The sequence below is a fragment of the Bacillus sp. AFS017336 genome, assembly GCF_002555445.1.
Taxonomy (GTDB): domain Bacteria; phylum Bacillota; class Bacilli; order Bacillales; family Bacillaceae_G; genus Gottfriedia.
The window spans coordinates 52,582-71,735 of sequence record NZ_NUCO01000020.1 but is presented as its reverse complement, the minus strand read 5'-3'; the positions used below and the strand labels follow the sequence as shown (position 1 = coordinate 71,735).

At 32.4% G+C, this 19,154-nt stretch carries 20 protein-coding genes and 1 riboswitch; of the genes, 18 read left to right on the top strand and 2 right to left on the bottom strand.

Annotated features, from left to right (window positions below; genetic code table 11):
* The 8 genes from CN601_RS10445 to CN601_RS10410 all read left to right on the top strand — a co-directional run bounded on the left by CN601_RS10445 (position 1) and on the right by CN601_RS10410 (position 5,919).
* A complete protein-coding gene (locus tag CN601_RS10445; RefSeq protein ID WP_098120895.1) occupies positions 1-528 on the top strand; it encodes a hypothetical protein in 528 nt (175 codons plus the stop codon).
* 288 nt (positions 529-816) lie between these two features.
* A complete protein-coding gene (locus CN601_RS10440) occupies positions 817-996 on the top strand; it encodes a hypothetical protein (RefSeq protein WP_098120896.1) in 180 nt (59 codons plus the stop codon).
* 51 nt (positions 997-1,047) lie between these two features.
* Entirely contained in the window at positions 1,048-2,559 is a 1,512-nt protein-coding gene (locus CN601_RS10435; protein WP_098170999.1) for an MDR family MFS transporter, read from the top strand.
* 212 nt (positions 2,560-2,771) lie between these two features.
* On the top strand, positions 2,772-3,398 hold the full coding sequence (locus CN601_RS10430; protein WP_098170998.1) for a class I SAM-dependent methyltransferase: 627 nt from the start codon (positions 2,772-2,774) through the stop codon (positions 3,396-3,398).
* 117 nt (positions 3,399-3,515) lie between these two features.
* Positions 3,516-3,944 (top strand): RrF2 family transcriptional regulator, encoded by a 429-nt coding sequence (locus CN601_RS10425; RefSeq protein ID WP_098120899.1) that lies wholly within the window; start codon positions 3,516-3,518, stop codon positions 3,942-3,944.
* 121 nt (positions 3,945-4,065) lie between these two features.
* Positions 4,066-4,773 carry a nitroreductase family protein gene (locus CN601_RS10420; RefSeq protein ID WP_098170997.1) on the top strand — a complete coding sequence of 236 codons (708 nt, stop codon included), beginning with the start codon at positions 4,066-4,068 and terminating at the stop codon, positions 4,771-4,773.
* 288 nt (positions 4,774-5,061) lie between these two features.
* Positions 5,062-5,640 (top strand): YdeI/OmpD-associated family protein, encoded by a 579-nt coding sequence (locus tag CN601_RS10415; RefSeq protein WP_098171145.1) that lies wholly within the window; start codon positions 5,062-5,064, stop codon positions 5,638-5,640.
* Positions 5,641-5,721: 81 nt separating this feature from the next.
* Positions 5,722-5,919 (top strand): hypothetical protein, encoded by a 198-nt coding sequence (locus tag CN601_RS10410; RefSeq protein WP_098170996.1) that lies wholly within the window; start codon positions 5,722-5,724, stop codon positions 5,917-5,919.
* A gap of 66 nt (positions 5,920-5,985) precedes the next feature.
* On the opposite strand, the gene pdxK is transcribed toward CN601_RS10410, so the two are convergent.
* The gene (gene pdxK / locus CN601_RS10405) at positions 5,986-6,801 is read right to left on the bottom strand and encodes a pyridoxine/pyridoxal/pyridoxamine kinase (RefSeq protein WP_098120902.1); all 816 of its coding nucleotides are present in this window, start codon (positions 6,799-6,801) and stop codon (positions 5,986-5,988) included.
* Between the two features lie 262 nt (positions 6,802-7,063).
* Positions 7,064-7,241: riboswitch (Lysine riboswitch) on the top strand.
* Between the two features lie 196 nt (positions 7,242-7,437).
* Here pdxK and CN601_RS10400 point away from each other — a divergent pair.
* The 3 genes from CN601_RS10400 to CN601_RS10390 all read left to right on the top strand — a co-directional run bounded on the left by CN601_RS10400 (position 7,438) and on the right by CN601_RS10390 (position 10,819).
* Positions 7,438-8,910, top strand: a complete 1,473-nt coding sequence (locus tag CN601_RS10400; RefSeq protein WP_142317330.1) for an amino acid permease — start codon at positions 7,438-7,440, stop codon at positions 8,908-8,910.
* 639 nt (positions 8,911-9,549) lie between these two features.
* Complete coding sequence (locus CN601_RS10395) at positions 9,550-10,242, top strand: MBL fold metallo-hydrolase (protein ID WP_098170994.1); 693 nt, start codon at positions 9,550-9,552, stop codon at positions 10,240-10,242.
* Positions 10,243-10,258: 16 nt separating this feature from the next.
* On the top strand, positions 10,259-10,819 hold the full coding sequence (locus tag CN601_RS10390) for a TetR/AcrR family transcriptional regulator (protein ID WP_098170993.1): 561 nt from the start codon (positions 10,259-10,261) through the stop codon (positions 10,817-10,819).
* A 104-nt stretch (positions 10,820-10,923) separates the two neighbouring features.
* Here the strand turns inward: CN601_RS10390 and CN601_RS10385 are convergent, their stop codons facing one another.
* Positions 10,924-11,223 (bottom strand): hypothetical protein, encoded by a 300-nt coding sequence (locus CN601_RS10385; RefSeq protein WP_098120906.1) that lies wholly within the window; start codon positions 11,221-11,223, stop codon positions 10,924-10,926.
* Between the two features lie 200 nt (positions 11,224-11,423).
* Here CN601_RS10385 and CN601_RS10380 point away from each other — a divergent pair, with 200 nt between their 5' ends.
* The 7 genes from CN601_RS10380 to CN601_RS10350 all read left to right on the top strand — a co-directional run bounded on the left by CN601_RS10380 (position 11,424) and on the right by CN601_RS10350 (position 18,920).
* Positions 11,424-12,410 carry a zinc-dependent alcohol dehydrogenase family protein gene (locus tag CN601_RS10380; RefSeq protein WP_098170992.1) on the top strand — a complete coding sequence of 329 codons (987 nt, stop codon included), beginning with the start codon at positions 11,424-11,426 and terminating at the stop codon, positions 12,408-12,410.
* 172 nt (positions 12,411-12,582) lie between these two features.
* Complete coding sequence (locus CN601_RS10375; RefSeq protein ID WP_098120908.1) at positions 12,583-13,224, top strand: response regulator transcription factor; 642 nt, start codon at positions 12,583-12,585, stop codon at positions 13,222-13,224.
* 17 nt (positions 13,225-13,241) lie between these two features.
* A complete protein-coding gene (locus tag CN601_RS10370; protein ID WP_098170991.1) occupies positions 13,242-14,345 on the top strand; it encodes a sensor histidine kinase in 1,104 nt (367 codons plus the stop codon).
* A gap of 153 nt (positions 14,346-14,498) precedes the next feature.
* Positions 14,499-15,434 carry an ABC transporter ATP-binding protein gene (locus tag CN601_RS10365; protein WP_098170990.1) on the top strand — a complete coding sequence of 312 codons (936 nt, stop codon included), beginning with the start codon at positions 14,499-14,501 and terminating at the stop codon, positions 15,432-15,434.
* A gap of 36 nt (positions 15,435-15,470) precedes the next feature.
* Complete coding sequence (locus tag CN601_RS10360; protein ID WP_098170989.1) at positions 15,471-16,592, top strand: ABC transporter permease; 1,122 nt, start codon at positions 15,471-15,473, stop codon at positions 16,590-16,592.
* Position 16,593: 1 nt separating this feature from the next.
* Entirely contained in the window at positions 16,594-17,739 is a 1,146-nt protein-coding gene (locus CN601_RS10355; protein ID WP_098170988.1) for an ABC transporter permease, read from the top strand.
* Positions 17,740-18,176: 437 nt separating this feature from the next.
* Complete coding sequence (locus CN601_RS10350; RefSeq protein ID WP_098170987.1) at positions 18,177-18,920, top strand: SDR family NAD(P)-dependent oxidoreductase; 744 nt, start codon at positions 18,177-18,179, stop codon at positions 18,918-18,920.
* The last annotated feature ends 234 nt before the right edge of the window (positions 18,921-19,154 follow it).

The window sequence follows — 19,154 nt, the reverse complement described above, 5'->3', positions numbered from 1 at the left end:
ATGAATCGTTATGTAATCGCATTACTAAGTATTATTGGCTTTAGTAGCTCTTTAGTCTTTCCATATTATGTCCTCTTCTTAAGGAATATAGGGGATGCGTATGATGTATTTAGTTTATTGTATGGACTTTTTTCATTAAGCTTAAGTGTTGTAGTCTACTTTGGTGGCCGTTTTGTTGACTCTGTTTCGCCATATTTATTAATGGTATTGCATTCATTATTTTGCTGTCTTTTGTTCTTTTCACTACCTTTGATCGATAATATAAAAATTGTTTATGTTGGCCAAGTTCTATTTGGTGGTTTTACTGCATTGTTTAAGATTGCTGAAAAAAAATTATTTATGAATGCTTCGTCTGATTTTTATAGAAGCTACTTATTTTGGACATCTTTTGTAACGGCAATATGTATTATAGGTGTAGGAACTTTGCTTGAAACAATTGACATCCAATTTATGTTTCATTTAGCAGCATGGTTATTTTTAATAAGCGCATTTGGTCTTGGGTATAAAATGATCAGAAGTAAGGAATAAACAAAACACTCTCTATTCATAAAAATTCAGTACAACACAACAATGTTTTGTTTTTACCTTTTCGTTTGTGCCGTAACGTTGTTGCATCCCTTCTATATTCAATAATATTAAGGTTTTATTGTTATTATTTACATATAAATTATTGTTTTTAATAAAAATACTACAATAAATTTTAATTTTTATATTGTCTAAGTAACGAAACAATGTTATATTAACTTTAAATTAAATAAAGTAACGCACTTATTATTTTATTTGAAGTTAAATTGTATGAAGGGATGATTATATAGTATGAGACACGAAGAAGCTGTTGGTCTTTTTTATGGAGCTTTTGTAATTTTAGGTTTAGTAGTTGGTTTAGGTGTAGGTTATTTTACATCACATCTAATTGTAGGTGGCTTTCTTGGGTTTGGAATTGGTATAGGTTTAGGTCTATTAAGCAATGCTATTTTATACATTAATAGAGATTGATTTGAGACTATATTTTGATTTATAGGTATGAAAGGTGAAGGAGAGATGATTATGCAAAAAAGGGAAACAAAATTGGTTCCTGTTATGATTGCGTTATTACTGGGGATATTTTTCGCTTCTCTTGATAACACAATTGTTTCAACTGCGATGCCAACAATTTTAAAAGACTTAGGTGGCTATGATAAATTTGTTTGGGTAACGTCAGCTTATTTAGTGACTGAAATGGCTGGGATGCCAATTTTCGGTAAACTTTCTGATATGTACGGTAGAAAAAGATTTTTTATGTTAGGTATTATTTTATTCATTTTAGGGTCGATTCTTTGTGGAACTGCAACTTCTATTATTCAACTTAGTGTTTACCGTGCGATTCAAGGTATTGGTGGAAGTGCTTTAATGCCAATTGCTTTTACAATTATTTGGGATGTGTTTCCTGTTGAAAAGCGTGGTAAAATGAGTGGTATTTTTGGTGCAGTATTTGGATTATCAAGTGTACTTGGACCGCTAATTGGTGCTTACATTACAGATTATATTAACTGGAGATTTATTTTCTATATCAATATTCCATTTGGACTTTTAACATTAGGATTAATTGGTTATTTTTATGTTGAATCGAAAAACCACACAAAGCAACAAATCGACTGGTGGGGTGCAATTACATTTGTTATTAGTATTGTCTGTTTAATGTTTGCACTTGAGCTTGGCGGAAAAGAATATGCTTGGGATTCAGTTCAAATTTTAGGTTTATTTGCTGGGTTCGCAGTTTTCTTAATTGTTTTCTTATTTATTGAACGTAAAGTAGCAGAACCGATTATTTCATTTGATATGTTTAAATATCGACTTTTTGCTGCTAGTAACTTTGTCGGATTATTCTACGGGGCGGCATTCATCGCTGCAACAATTTATATCCCGATCTTCATTCAATTTGTTCAAGGTGGAACAGCAACGAATTCAGGCTTAGTTTTATTACCAATGATGGTAAGTGTAAGTATTTCTGCTACACTAGGTGGGGCATTAGCAAATCGAATGAGTTATCGTAGTATAATGATCGGTTCGGTTGTCCTATTATTAGCAGGTATTATTTGTTTAGGTACGATCACACCTGATACGAGTAAATTCCAAGTGATTGTGTATATGGTTATTGTTGGACTTGGAGTTGGAGCTTCATTCTCAGTTCTTGGTATGTCTGCAATGCATCACTTTGACAATGAAAATCGTGGTTCAGCAAGTTCAACAAACTCATTCCTACGTGCATTAGGAATGACAGTAGGGATTACTGTTTTTGGTGTTATTCAACGAAATGTATTTACTGACAAAATTACAGATGCTTTTGCAGGTAGCGGAGCACCTCAAAATTTCTCTAATATTAATCAAGCATTTACACCTGAAGCTCAAAAATTGATTCCAGCACCAATATTGGCGAAAATTATTGATGTGTTTTCTTCTTCAATTGCCCATACTTTCCTATGGACACTAGTTCCAGTAGGATTGGCGTTGATTTCAATTTTCCTAATGGGTAATGAACGCTTATCTGATAAAGATTTTGCTAAGAGTAATGCTTCATAAATAGTGATGTTAAAAAGAAAGACCTTTGGTCTTTCTTTTTTTAGAGGTTTGATATAGTAAAGCAAGATGATGAAAATAATACGCTTTATGAACAAAAATCTCTGTTTTATGAACAAATCTACGGACTTTATGCACATTGTTCATAATCTGTTCGCCCTGCCCGAAAAGAGGGCTTGAGGAAGTAAATAGTAAGTTACTAAAGGAGAGACATTATGACAGAAATTTGGGAATCAAGTTTTATAGAAAATCAAATGATGTGGGGACTAGAGCCTGCAGATTCAGCAATTTTGACAAAAGACTTTTTCGTTGAGAAGAATATTAAGGACATATTAATTCCGGGTTTTGGATATGGTCGAAATGCAAATGTTTTTATTGAAAATGGAATAAATGTAACTGGCATTGAAATCTCTGAAACAGCGATTGAATTGGCTAGGAAAAATGGAATGAGTTCTCATATTTTTCATGGTTCAGTTACCGATATGCCTTTTGATAACAGACAGTATGATGGGATTTTTTGCTACGCACTTATTCATTTATTGAATAAACATGATCGAGATAAGTTTATTAGTGATTGTTATAACCAATTAAGTCCAAATGGATATATGATTTTCACTACTATTGCAAAAGATGCTCCAATGTTTGGTAAGGGCAAACAACTAGGTGAAAACTATTTCGAAATAACGGAAGGGATGAAATTATTTTTTTATGATTCCGAATCGATTAAACAAGAATTTGGAAAATATGGATTGATCGAAGTAGTAGAAATTGTTGAACCACATAAGAATATGGAAAATAAACCTCCATTTAAATTTACGATGATAAAATGTCAAAAAAGATAAAATTTAGCGAACTAAGGGGAGTCCATAGGCTTCTTCTTTTTTGCTTAGAAGTGCAATATTAATAGGTGGTTGTCTTTTTCGTAAAATAGTTTAGACTATTAATTGAGGTGAAAGCTCTTGAAAGATAAGGTTTCTAGTACGAAATGGTTTGGACTAGCACTGCAATCTCTACTCATTTTAGCAGAGCAAGATGGAATATGCCCAAGTGCAGTATTAGCTCAGAAACTTGAAGCTCAGTCTACCTTCTTACGAAAAATTCTTGCCAATTTAGTTAAAGCGGGGATCGTTTCAGCTAAAGAAGGTCGAGATGGTGGATATTACTTAGCGAAAGATGTTAATGAAATTACTTTAAAAGATGTTTATGATGCGATGAGATCTGACCCATATTCCAAAGGTTTCTTGGATGTTAATAGTAAGGAATGTTTTGCTCCTTCTACAAAATCGGCTTTATACGAGTTAAAAGACGAGATGGAGAGCTGGCTAGTTGAAGGCCTTGCGAAGAAAACAATTTCTGACTTATTACCTAATGAAAAAGAGAATGGGTAAAATAAAATCGAAACAATATAGTTTCGATTTTATTTTTTTTTAGAAACTGTAGTTGACTTTTATACAGTTAAAGTCATATACTGTATTTGTAAATAATACAGTTAATCAAGGAGAGATCAATATGTCTAGTACGAAAACAGAAAGAGAAGAATATTTAAATAAAGTAAACGAAATTGATTTTGGAACTAATGCACCTAAAGAAATTGAAAGCACAGATTTCTTTACTGTCGCAAATGAAAGAAGATCAGTTCGTCATTATGACCCAAGTTTTCAACTGTCTGATGATGAAATTAAAGAATTACTTGAAATTGCAATCCAAGCTCCATCATCATCAAACTTACAACCATGGAGATTTCTTGTCATTAAAGATCAAGAAACAAAACAAAAATTATTACCAATCGCAAATAACCAACAACAAGTTGTTGATGCATCTGCAGTAATCGCTGTATTAGGTGATATTGAGGCATTCAAAAATGCTGATCGCATTTATGATGAATTAGTCGCAAAAGAAATGATGACTCAAGAAGTTAAAGACTTCTATGTAGGCTCAATTGTGAAAAACTACGGAAGCTTACCAGAAGAAGTAGCTACAAAAGTTGCTATGATTGACGGTGGATTAGTATCAATGCAATTTATGCTTGCTGCAAAAGCAAAAGGCTTAGACACAGTACCAATGGGTGGATATGACCAAGCGAAGTTTATCGAAGCTTTCAATGTACCAGCAAACTTCAAACCAGTAATGCTAATTTCAGTAGGTAAAGGAATTAAAGCAGGCTTCGAAAAAGTTCGTCTAACTTTAGATGAAGTTGTTACTTGGGATAAATATTAAGAAATCAGGGTTAAATGAAGGACAGGGAATAGGGAGAACCTAGGACCTGTTCTTTTTTATTGTTATTTCTAAATTTTGTCCCTTTAACTCATCATCCCCTCTCACGGAACTACTAGTATTATAAGAATATGTATTGTAAAATTTAATCGAAGAAGTTTGTGAATCTATTGGGAATTTTGTTTCGGTACATAATGGCTATACTACTATAAAACGAACATATTAAATCCTTAAGATCGGTTATTATCTATTTAAGTAATTTTGTGAGGTGTTAGTGATTTGAATGATAATATGCATCCTAAAGTTGAAGCATTTTTAATTAGAGCCAAAAAGTGGCAAGAAGAATTTTATAAATTGAGAGAAATCGTGCTTGAGTGTGAATTGACCGAAGATTTTAAATGGATGCATCCTTGTTACACGCTTGATAATAAAAATGTAGTTTTAATACATGGGTTTAAAGAATATTGTGCACTTTTGTTTCACAAAGGTGCGTTGCTAAAAGATCCAAAAGGTATTCTAATTCAACAGACGGAAAATGTACAATCAGCACGTCAGATTCGGTTTACGAATATTCAAGAAATAATTGAAATGGAAAGCGTCTTAATCGATTATATTAAAGAAGCAATCGAAGTGGAAAAAGCAGGTTTGCAGGTTGAATTAAAAAAGACTGCAGATTATGAAGTTCCTGAAGAACTTCAACTAAAATTAGATGAAAGCCCTGCCTTTAAAACTGCTTTTGAAGCATTGACTCCAGGGCGTCAAAGAGCTTATATTTATTATTTTTCTCAACCAAAACAATCGAAAACTAGAGCGTCACGTGTAGAAAAGTATATTGATCATATTCTTGACGGAAAAGGTTTAAATGATTAGTATAAAATTAGTAAAAAAAATATATACATGCTAAATAAAGAGTGATTAACACTAGTAATATGAAAAGAAGGAGGGAATCGTATGGGACAAAATAAACATGCAATTCATCTTCACAATATGCATCGTAACCATAATCAACGAGTAGCTGAGTTTCATAAGCAACATGCTATTCAGATTGCAAATGGAGAAAACGGAAATGGTTTATTAGCTAGATGGGAAAGATTCGTTTTTTTCAAATCAAGAGATTTATTTAAACTAATTAAAAACGTGATCAAGTGAACTTTTAAAAAAATGTAAAAACCACAAGGATTTAATTCCTTGTGGTTTTTTTTTATCTTGATTTATTTAAGCTTCACCATGTAAACGATAAGCCATATGATTTGTTGGGCCTACGTATTGATTAATTGGGAATGAGTGACGAATTGCTTCAGTAATGAATTTTTTAGCAGTGTTAATTGCTTCTCTTGGTTCTGCACCTTTAGCAAGCTCTGCACAAATTGCTGCAGAGTATGTACAACCTGCTCCATGTGTGTATGTAGTTTCAATTCTGTCAGATTCTAAATGTTCGATTTTTTCACCATCAAATAATACGTCTATTGCATTTTCATGTTGAATTTTGCTTCCGCCTTTTACTAAAACATATTTTGCACCTAACTCATGGATTTTGCGTGCTGCTTCCTCCATTTGTTCAACTGTACAAATTGGTGCCATTTTAGCTAATTGTGCTGCCTCGAATAAGTTTGGCGTTACAACTGTTGAAAGGGGAACTAAAATTTCTCTTAATGCATCATTTGTTTCTGGATGAAGAGCTTCGTCATTTCCTTTACAAATCATAACTGGGTCTACAACTACGCGATCAATATTATGTTTTTTAATCGTTTTTGCAGCTAACTCAATGATCTCAACTGATCCTAGCATTCCTGTTTTCATCGCTTGAATTCCAACACCAACTACGATTGTTTCTAATTGTGCTGCAATTGTATCTATATCAATTGGGAATACTTGATGATGCCAATGGTTATGAGGATCCATCGCTACTAAAGTTGTAATTGCACTCATTCCATAAACATTACGTTCCTGAAATGTTTTAATATCAGCTTGTAACCCTGCTCCACCACTACTATCTGATCCCGCAAGTGTAAGTGCTTTATAAATTGTCATGTGAAAAATTCCTCCTTTGAAGTACATAGAAATATTATACATAAAGGAAGTAGAATGGTACAAGGTAAGAGCATTAGTCGCTAGACAATATTAGTAAAAAAATTGAAGTCTTACAATAAATTTGAGATTTTTACTAATCTTTTATGGCCTTTAGAACCACGATTCTCTTCATGCTACCCTCAAAATTTGTCGAAAAATCTATTGACAAACTAGATTAGTAGATTGTATATTGAACTTATAAAATTAAATATGATCTTTATCTCGTATGGATAGAGGCGCGGTTTTGATTAGTCATTACTTTGAGGTTTATGGGACCTATGATAAGTAATAAAAGGCGAAACTGCCGAAATAATAAATTTACCATTTAAATTTATTATTGGGCCTATTGCTAAATAAGCGTAGGACTGTCACAAGATTTCTTGTGGAGGGCTATTGAAGAGATGTTGATGTTGTTTGACACATATATATGAGTCTAGAACACGTGAACATTGATTCACGTGTTTTTTTGTTTTTTACTGGATTTTCCAATCTTTACATATTGTTGAAAATCATGAGTAAAATACACATCATACAACACTTTATACCGTCCCATATTCTCGCGTAAAGATAAGATTGCAAGAATCAAGAGGAGGCAACATGATGGGACTAACAAACCCGAAAAATGATCGTACAGAAACGAATACTAACCAAACTTCTTTAAAAAGAGGTCTAAAAGCAAGACATTTAACTATGATTTCAATTGGTGGATCAATTGGGACAGGTTTATTTTTAGCTAGTGGATCTTCAATAAGTGAAGCGGGTCCTGGTGGTGCTATTTTAGCTTACGGATTGATTGGTATAATGGTTTATTTCTTAATGACTAGTTTAGGTGAGATGGCGACTTATTTACCAGTTTCTGGTTCATTTAGTACTTACGGATCTCGCTATGTAGACCCAGCATTTGGTTTTGCAATGGGTTGGAATTATTGGTATAACTGGGCGATTACATTAGCTTTTGAATTATTAGCTTCAGCAATGCTTATGAAATATTGGTTCCCACATACTCCAGCAGTATTATGGAGCGGAATCTTTTTAGTTATTATTTTAGGTTTAAATTTACTTTCAGTTAAAGGTTACGGTGAATCAGAATTTTGGTTTTCATTAATTAAAGTAGTTACTGTAATTGTCTTTTTAATAGTTGGTATTGCAATGATTTTTGGTATTTTAAAAGGGCATGATGCAGGTTTTAAAAACTTTACTGTTGGTGATGCTCCGTTCCATAATGGATTTTTAGGTGTATTATCAATCTTTATCGTTGCAGGATTTTCATTCCAAGGAACTGAATTAATTGGTGTTGCAGCAGGTGAGACAGAAAATCCAGAAAAAAATGTTCCAAAAGCTATTCGTCAAATTTTCTGGCGTATCCTTTTATTTTACGTGTTAGCGATTGTAGTAATTGGCTTATTAATTCCTTATACAGATCCTGACTTAGTGCGAGGCAGTGTTGCTGTTAGTCCATTTACTTTAGTATTTGAAAAATTAGGTGTTGCATTTGCAGCGTCTGTTATGAATACAGTTATTTTAACATCAGTTTTATCTGCAGGTAATAGCGGAACATATGCGTCAACACGTATGTTATATACTTTAGCAGTAGAAGGAAAAGCACCTAAATTCTTAACAAAAGTAAATAAAAATGGTGTTCCTACAAATGCTTTATACGTAACACTTGCAGTTGGTTCATTAGCTCTTTTATCTTCATTTTTTGGTGAAGGTCAAGTTTACAATTGGTTATTAAATTTATCTGGTTTATCAGGTTTTATAGCTTGGTTAGGTATTGCGATTTCTCACTACCGATTCCGTAAAGGGTATGTTGCTCAAGGGAAAGATTTGAAAGAACTACCTTACCGTGCAAAATGGTTCCCTCTAGGTCCAATCTTAGCATTCTTAGCTTGTTTATTTATTGTTTTAGCTCAAAACTATCAAGCATTTACTGGTCATGCAATTAACTGGCAAGGTGTACTTGTTTCATACATTGGAATTCCTGTATTTTTAATTGTTTGGTTAGGTTATAAAGTTAAACATAGAACAAAAGTTGTACCTTATAAAGAAATGGATTTAAGTAGAAAATAAATTACTATGTGATCTAACCCTTTCATCTATGATGGAAGGGTTTTTTAGTAAGATAAGTAAGTATAAATTTTGAGGTGTACCACAGTTCTAAAAACTGTTGTATTTTTTTGGCTGTACTCTAAGCAAAAAAGGACCAGTCTATTTTTTGCTCGTTTTTTTTTATGGGGTTATTGATATTCGCACAAAGCTGTGACATTGTGGGAGAATCAACCAATTAACGCAGAAACCATTGGCATTATGGATGAAATCAATTGATATACTCGAAAGCTAGTTATTTTATGTACGAAATCTTTCCAAATACGCACGAAATTCATTGATTTATGCATAAACCCACGGATTGCAGAGTCCGCCAGCCATCATATCAACAAAAAATCCGATATATCAACAAAAATCAGTACTATATCAACAAAAACAAATGCTTTATCAACAAAGTTCACAGCTTTATCAATAAAGTACACAAAGTGTTCGCCATTACCAAACAACAACTAGATCCAATAGTTTTCAGCTTACAAAAAATGGAAGTATATTTAGTCATTTTAACGATTTTTATGGAAAATTTGGAATTTTTGTTCACAAAAACTAATACCATTAGTATTATAAAACTAAAGGTATTAGTTTTTATTATTAGGAGGGTATAATATGAAGATTACGAAAAATAATCATCTTTATGAGTTGAGCTTTTTACCCAATTTCTTTCCTGTAAATTGTTTTTTAGTTGAAGAAGAAAACGAGCTTACGTTAATTGACACAGCGCTATCTTTTAGTGCGGCTAAAATTTTAGATACAGCAAATCAAATAGGCAAAAAAATTACGAATATCGTTTTAACACATGCTCACGGTGATCATGTCGGTTCGCTTGATCAATTAAAAGCATTACTTCCAGATGCGGTCGTGTCTATTTCAAAACGAGATGCAAAATTATTAAAAGGGGATACTAGTCTAGAAGCAAGTGAACCCAATATTCCTATAAAAGGCGATGTTCCTAAAAATATAAAAACGATTCCTGATCGTTTACTTCAAGAAGGTGATACGATAGGCTCTTTAATAGCGTTTGAAGTTCCTGGTCATACGCCAGGCTCGATGGCATTTTTGGATCAACGCACAAATGCAATTATTGCTGGTGATGCTTTTTCGTTAAGAGGAGGATTTGCGATTTCAGGTCAATTAAGAATTTTATTTCCTTTTCCAACTCTTGCAACGTGGAGTAAAGAGACTGCATTAAATAGTGCGAAGAAAATTAGTGATTTGAAACCTACATTATTAGCAGTTGGTCATGGTACGATGCTAAGTCATCCACAAGAAGCGATTGACCGTGCCCTTAAAAAGCAGTAGTGGGAGAGGGTAGGATATGTCACCAAGAATTGGATTGAATTTTAATGAATTACTGAGGGCTTCAATTAAAATTGTCGATACAGAAGGGTGGGAGGCTTTAACGATCAGTTATCTTGCAAAGAAGCTAACGATTCAACCACCATCGATCTATAATCATGTTAAGAATTTGGATGAACTAAAAAATAGTGTTGCCCTATATGCTATTACACAGCTTTATGAACAACTTAAAGAGGCTGTTCATCATCAAAGGAACGAGAAAGCAATTTTTGCTTTAGCCTTTGCATATCTTAATTACGCTCGAACTCATCCAGGTTTATACAAAGCTACCTTATCTCCGTCTCAGACACCAGAAGATGAGTATCATCAAACAGCGAATAAAATTTTAAACCTAATTTACGAAATAATGAAACCATATCATTTAACCGATATTGAACAGATACATGCGGTTAGAGGATTAAGGAGTTTACTCCATGGTTTTGTCTCACTTGAAAAAAGCGAAGGATTTGGTATAAATATTCCAATCGATGAAAGTGTGCTTTTTGTATTAAAAAATTATATAAGTAATTTGAAGCAATGATTTGTATCCATAATTAAAAGGATAGGAAGGTTTAATACCCTCCTATCCTTTTTATCGAGAAAATACGTTTTATTTAAAAGTAAGTTTTATGTCTTTATTTAAAATTAAACATTTACGCCATCATCAAAGTTTTTATTCCAGTTTTTATCTCCAAGATGTTCGAAATCTTCAGTAGTACGCTCTAATACGTCAATTAGTAGCTTTTTCATATTGTGAATATTGCTATAAAATAAAGTTTCTTCTTCTAAATCTGGTTTTGCATGATGTGCTGCCTTAATTGCTGTTTCGTCACGAAATCTTTTAACTTTTGTGTCTAACTCATCGAAGACATGTTTAACATACTTTACAATATTTCTATGGTTCAACGTATTTCTCTCATTTAATTCCTCTAATTTGTTTACCATAGTCATTTCCTCCATCAATAAGATTAAAAGATTAATATTGATTATACTGAAACATATCGAAAAAACAATGATAATTATAAAATTTTAACCATTATAATCAAAACTTTAGGATTCAGTGAATTGCAAAATTGTATTTTTTTAGAGCTGATTTATGCTACAATGACTTCAAAATATTTTCCATTTCGAAAGAGGGAGTCAATATGAAAGCGATTGTAATTCATCAATATGGAGATAGCTCTGAATTTAAACACGTTGAAATTTCAATGCCAAAGCCAACTGGTAATCAAGTATTAGTGAAAGTTGCTGGTACTAGTATTAATCCGATCGATACAAAAATAAGAAAAGGCATTGTGCCAAATGCGTTTCAGCCTAATTTTCCTATGATTTTACATAGTGATTTTTCTGGTGAAGTTGTTGAAGTAGGTGAGAATGTTTCACAGTTTGAAGTTGGCGATTTAGTATTTGGTTTAAATGTCTTTAGTGGAACTTTGACAGATTATTTTTTAATTGAAGAATCGTTTATTGCTAAAGCTCCAAAGAATTTACCGATTCAAGAAGCGGCTAGTTTACCATTAACGTCTATAACTGCGTGGGAAGCACTTTTTGATAGAGGTAATTTAAAACAAGGTGATCATATTTTAATTCATGGTGGGACTGGTGGTGTTGGTCACGTTGCTATTCAATTGGCGAAAGCTTTTGGAGCAATCGTTACGACAACTGTTTCATCAAATGAAAAAGCTGATTTAGTTAAAAAGCTAGGTGTAGATCACGTTATCAATTATAAAGAAGAGTCTGTAGAAGAATATGTAAATCGACTAACAAATGGACAAGGCTTTGATCTTGTTTTTGATACTGTTGGTCAAAAAAACTTAGATAAATCATTTCTTGCAGTGAAACCAAAAGGTACCGTATTAGCAATCGCTGCACGTTCCACACATGACTTAACTCTTTTACATAATAAATCATTATCTTTGCACGTCATTTTTATTATGCTCACTCAAAAGACGAAAGAAGGGCGAATGGAGCATAGTGCTATTTTAAATAAAATTTCTTCTTTAGTTGAAGAAGGAAAATTAAAGCCCCTCATCAATCCAAAATCATTCACGTTTAATCAAGTGAAAGAAGCCCATGATTACTTCGAAAATAATGAAGTGCAATTTGGTAAATTATTAATTGAAAATAAGTAATAGGTAGAATCCCTTTTGTTATTACATTAGGGATTTTTTTATTTTTCGTCCTTCTTTCCCCTTAAATCTTTTTTCTACTATTAGAAATTGGTTTAAATAGGTATATAATGGAAATATAATTCGTGGAATAAAGGATGTGAAAACGAGGTAGAAATTTTCTCCCTCTATTCAAATGAAAATAAAACTAATTATTGCAGATGATAATTCATTTATTAGGGAAGGACTTAAAATAATATTGAGTTCTTATGAAGAGTTTGAAGTGTTAGAAACTGTAGATGATGGGAATGAGGCGTTTAAATATTGTCAAAGTCATCAAGTAGATGTTGCTCTTTTAGATGTTCGAATGCCTAATATGAATGGTGTGGAGGCTACGAAGCTTATTTCTGAGCAGACTAAAACGAAGCCACTTATTTTAACGACTTTTGATGATGATGAGTATATTATTGACGCTGTGAAAAATGGAGCAAAGGGCTATTTATTAAAAAATAATGATCCAGAACGAATTCGAGAAGCAATCAAAAGTGTTTATCATGGAAATACAATCATGCAGGATTTAGTACTAGATAAAATAAGAACGAATTTATCAAATAATACTAATATAACTGACACAAAGATTGACACAAGTTTATTTACTCAAAGGGAGTTAGATGTGATGTCTTTAATTGCAAAGGGCCTATCGAATAAGGAAATTTCTAAGCAAATATATATATCAGAAGGTACTGTTGCTAACTATATTACTTCAATTCTTGGGAAGACAGGTTTAGAACATCGAACACAAATTGCTATTTTCTATATTACTGGGAAAGTAGACTGACTCTAAGGGTGTTACATATGGAGCGTTGGATTATTTTAAATAAGCTCTCTGTTATTTTGTATATTGCTTTAATTTGCATTTATAATGAAATTCCTAATTTCTCTTGGGTTCTTTTTGCACTACTTGTTTATTTTTGTATAAACATTAGTCTTTATTTAATCAAAAATACAAACTTGATAAAATGTTTGCTTATTTTATCAATTTGTTTAATCGTCTATTCCAATTTAAAGATTCAGCCATTATTTTTCTTGTTATTGCCTATGTCTATTTTTGAGATTGTTTCTTTCTTTATTTCAAAAAAATGGATTAGTTGGTTTCTTTCGTTACTCCCAATTTTTCACCTACATCATTCTTTACAGCCGATTTATGGTTTAATTACGTTCGTTAGTTTTATCGTATTTTCAATTGTGGATTTGTATAGCACTCGATTACGCTTTAAAGAAGACCAAATTGACAGGATGCGAAGTACAATTCAAAAGCTTTCAAAAAAATTAAATAACCATAGTGAGTTTATGGAACAGTCAGAGTACACTTTTAAATTAGAAGAGCGGAATCGAATTTCTCAAGAAATACATGATAAAATTGGGCATTCCATGACAGGTGCATTATTTCAAATGGAAGCAGCTAAGCATTTAATGGGTCATAATCAGGAGAAGGCATTAGAATTACTGCAAAACGCAATTAATATTTCAAAGGATGGAATTGAAAATATAAGACTTACTTTAAAAAATATGAAGCCTCCGACTGAGCAAATGGGAATTCACCATATGAAATTATTCATAGATGAATTTTCAGCTAAGCATGATTTAAAAACACTATTTGTTTATAAAGGAAACTTAGACCTTATTACGCCAATTCAATGGAAAATAATTCAGGAAAATGTAGTCGAGGCATTAACAAATACGATGAAATATGCTGATGCAACAGAGGTTTCAATTGAAATTTATGTAATGAATAAAATGATTAAAACGAATGTGAAAGATAATGGTAGAGGGAAAGTGATCGTTAAAAAAGGTTTAGGAATTATTGGTATGGAAGAGAGAACGGCAGCCGTAAACGGTAAAATAATTGTTGATGGCCAAGATGGTTTTTCGGTAACCACGTTGCTTCCAATCGAATAATTTCATATAGGTTTATTCATTTCTATGAAGTCCATAATCATATTACCTATGAAAAAACATGAATATTCTCATGTTGAAAAGGTGAACTAATACACTGATATTAGTTCACCTTTTTGCTTATAATAGCAACATAACGAACGGAGAGGTGAGAGAATGAAAGTTTTAGAGATAAAAAATTTAACGAAAAAATTTGGTGATTTTATAGCCGTTGATAATATGTCTTTGTCAATTGAAGAAGGAGAAATCTTTGGATTTCTTGGGGCAAACGGCGCAGGGAAAAGTACAACAATTAATATCATTTCCGGATTACTTCGAAGTAATCAAGGTACTGTTGAAATCCTTGGTAAAAATAGTAAAAAGTATAATAAATTTGCGAAAATGAATATTGGAATGGTACCGCAGGATTTAGCTATTTATGAAGATTTAACTGCATATGAAAATGTCAGATTTTTTGCCGGCTTATACGGATTAAGAGGCTCAGAATTAAATGAAAGAGTAGAAGAAGCATTACAATTTGTAGGGCTTGAAGATAAATTTAAGGAGTATCCAAAAAACTTCTCTGGTGGGATGAAGAGAAGATTAAATATTGCTTGTGCGATTGCACACCGACCAAAGCTTATTATTATGGATGAACCTACTGTTGGGATTGACCCGCATTCACGTAATTACATTCTTAATAGCGTACGTAAGCTAAACGAAATGGGCTGTACAATTATTTATACGAGCCATTACATGGAAGAAGTGGAAGAAATTTGCTCTCGTATCTCAATTATTGATCATGGGAAAATCATCGCTGAAGGAACGAAAGAACAGCTTAAATCGATTATTACGAATACTAAGGATATTCGAATTGAAGTTAAAACAAATGAAAAAATTGATGAGACAGCACTTAAAGCAATTAATGGTGTAGAGAATGTTCATATTTTGGATAATGTGATTACAATTACATCTGATAATGGTGTAAATAATTTAAATAAAATTATTCAGCATTTTATTAATAGTGAGATTGAAATCAGCTCATTACAGGAAAACGCACCTAACTTAGAAACTGTTTTTCTTACATTAACAGGTCGAAACTTACGCGATTAATTTCGTGAAAAATCAATTAATAAGGAGGCAATTGGCTTGAATATTTTTAATATTGCTTTCATGGAAATTAAGCGTGACTTTCGAGATGTAAGGACACTACTTTTTATGTTAGCATTTCCAATACTTTTAATGCTTGTTTTAGGTACTTCACTTTCAAATGCTTTTACAACATCTGTCCCAATTAAAGATGTGCATGTCTTATACAAAGATCAATCAACTACAGGTGAATTTTCGAAGTATTTTAATGAATTTGTGAAAGGAACGAAGGATTCAGGAATTCATTTTAAAAAGGCAAATAATAATACAGATGGTGAGAAGGAAGTAAAGCGAAATCAATATGATGGATACATTTCTATTCAAGATAATGGAATGAAGCTTTATATAAATGAAGGTAACAGTGTTGAAGGTAGCGTTATTCAAGGAATGTTAACTTCTTTTGTTGATAAATATAATGTTGGAGTCGAGGTCGCAAAAATTGATCCAACTCAAGTTAAAGAAGTCTTTTTAGCAAATCATGACGATTATATTAAGGATACTTCTATTGCATCAAATAAACAGCCAGGTTCGATGGATTATTACGCGATTGCAATGACGACTATGATCGCACTTTATGGTGCCATGTCTGCAAGTAAATTGATTACTGGTGAAAGAGTTAGAAAAACAGCTGATCGATTAATTGTATCGCCTATTTCTAAATTTGAGATTTTTATAGGGAAAATACTTGGAAGTTTAGCAGCTAATTTTCTTTGTATTATTGTAGTTGTCTATTTCAGTAAATTCTTTTTTAAAGCAAACTGGGGTAATCATCTTTTATTAGTATTTATTGTATTACTAACTGAAGTGCTTCTTTCAATCAGTTTAGGATTGGTTGTAAGCTATATAACGAAATCAAATGCTTCTTCAAGAGCGATCATCATGATTGTTGTGCAACTATCATCATTCTTTGGTGGAGCTTACTTTAAATTAGGTGATACTAGTGGAATCTTAAAAATCATTACACATTTTTCGCCACTAACATGGGTTAATACAGCAATTACAAAAATAATTTATACAAACGATTTATCAGCTGCAATTCCCGCTCTTATTTTTAATATAGGTTTTTCTCTACTATTTTTAGTAGTTGCATCTATTTCTCTACAAAGAAGGGAGGGGCTGTAGGATGCAGACAGTTTTTTGGCTAATTTCGAATACTTTAAGAGCTACGTTCAAAAACAAGAAAAATATCATTATGTATATAGGTGTTCCTTTAATTGGTATTTTTATTTCCTTCCTAGCTTATGGAGGTTCAAGTAAAACAGTCGTTCATGTTGGAATTGTCAATAATGATCACCAGTATATTGCAAATGATACAGTCAAATTTTTAGATCATCTAGATAATGTTAAAATTGAAAAAATAAAGAAATCTGATGTTAACGATAAAATTGCTTCCGGATCACTTGATTGTGTCATTTTATTAGATAATGGCTTCACAAATAGTGTTCGTTCTGGTAATCCAGGGCATATTCAAATCACTTCTATAAAAGGTGCTCAAATTACAAGCTTCGTAAAATCTTATTTATATAATTATGTCGACAATATTTCAGCAATAGGTAAAGTTGCAAAAACAGATCAGGCTAAATTTGATCAAATGTATTCTAACTATCAAAGTGCAAGCTTTAAAGTATCAACAAAAACAGTATCAGATTCATCCCAATCTGAAAATATGACGACATATAGCTTAGGATTTTTGATTATGATTATGCTAATGTCAGCGGGGAATCTTTCTGAAATTATTTTAAAGGAAAAAGAAAATCGTATTTATTACAGACTCTTATCAGCTCCTATTAATGCTAGGATGTATATTTTCTCAAATATTGTAGTGAATATGATTATTATGACTGTTCAAGTAATCCTTACGCTCTTCTTTATGACGAATGTGTTCCATATCGATATTCATATTCCGTTTTGGGAAGCAGCAGTTGTTATGATGCTTTTTGCTTTGATTGCCGTAGGAATTTCATTAATGATTGTAGCGTTCTCAAATAATTCGAAATCATCAGGAGCATTACAGAATTTAATTGTTGTACCAACCGTCATGATTTCTGGTTGTTTCTGGCCAATCGATATTATGCCATCATCAGTTCAAAGAATTGCAGATTTTCTTCCTCAAAGATGGACGTTAGAGACTTTGACGAAGCTACAAAGTGGAAGTAGCTTAGGAAGTCTATATTTAAACATCTTAATTCTTCTAGTATTTGCGATTGCATTTTTCTTAATTGCTATTTATAAGTTTAGTCGTAATAGTACTACGAGAAATTTTGTGTAAGCTAAAAAAATCCATCTCTTTATTTAGAGATGGATTTTTTGAGTGTTGAAATATACTATTTTGAGCAGGTTTAAAAATACCAATAAAGCCTAGGTCATCGCTTATATCTTTTTTAAAAGTAGGCTCTGTTAAAGTAGATTGTTGATTTTCTAATTGAAATAAATTGCAGGTTAGTTCAATAAGGAATGACTTTATAAGTATTTCTAGAATGTTTTGATTTAGCTAAGCCAGTAGGGGGAAAGTTAACAACTTCTTCAGAAAGTTTAGGGTAGGGTTTTTTCGATTGGGGAAGACTTAGAGGTTGTGCATAAGAAAAATTTTAGAAAAGAATAGAATATTAAAATAGTGGCATAATAAAGTCGGCATTTGTAATTTTACTTGAAGATAAAGTAGTCATCATAATTGGTGAAAGGTACTGAAATCTAGGAGGCATTGATGTGAAATTAAAGGACAAAGTAGCAATTGTTACAGGTGGAGCTAGTGGAATTGGTGAAGCGACTGTTCGCCTTTTTGTTGAAGAAGGCGCAAAAGTGGTCATTGCAGATTTTTCTGAACGAGGTAAAGGGATATCAGAAGAATTGAATTCCAATGGATATGATACGTTATTTGTTAAAACTGATGTAACAAAAGAAGAAGATATTAAACAGATGATTAATGAAACCGTGAATAAATACAGTAAGTTAGATATTATGTATGCAAATGCAGGTGTTGCTGATGATGCGCCAGCACATGAATTGTCATTTGATAAATGGAAACGAACCATTGATATTAACTTGTCAGGAGTATTCCTTTCTGATAAATATTCTATTGAGCAGTTTCTTAAACAAGGCACCGGCGGAGTCATTGTTAATGCTGGTTCAATTCATAGTTTTGTGGCATTACCAGGTCCTACAGCCTATTCCTCTTCAAAAGGTGGGGTAAAACTATTAACTCAAAACCTATGTACTGCTTATGCAAAAAATGGTATTCGTATTAATGCGATTTGCCCTGGTTATATTGATACTCCATTACTCAAAAATGTTGATCCTAAAAATAAAGAATATTTAGTTTCTCTTCATCCGCAAGGCAGACTAGGAAAACCAGAAGAAATAGCAAAGGCTGTTTTATTTTTAGCAAGTGATGATGCTAGTTTTGTTAATGGTACAACTCTTCTTGTTGATGGTGGCTATACCGCACAGTAATTTAAGATAAAGACGGATCATATCCCAACAAAGCAGTCTAAATCGTAGATTATTTAGAACTGCTTTGTTTTTTTATTTTATAAAACACCTTCCATAGAATTGCAGCTATACTGACAACAGACGTCAATGTGTGAACTGGAGCGTTAATATCAACTTTAATATCTAGTTCTTCATAAAATTCCCTTATTAAAGTATTATCGGATATCTCTCCAAATTTCAGTGTTCCTCCAATTA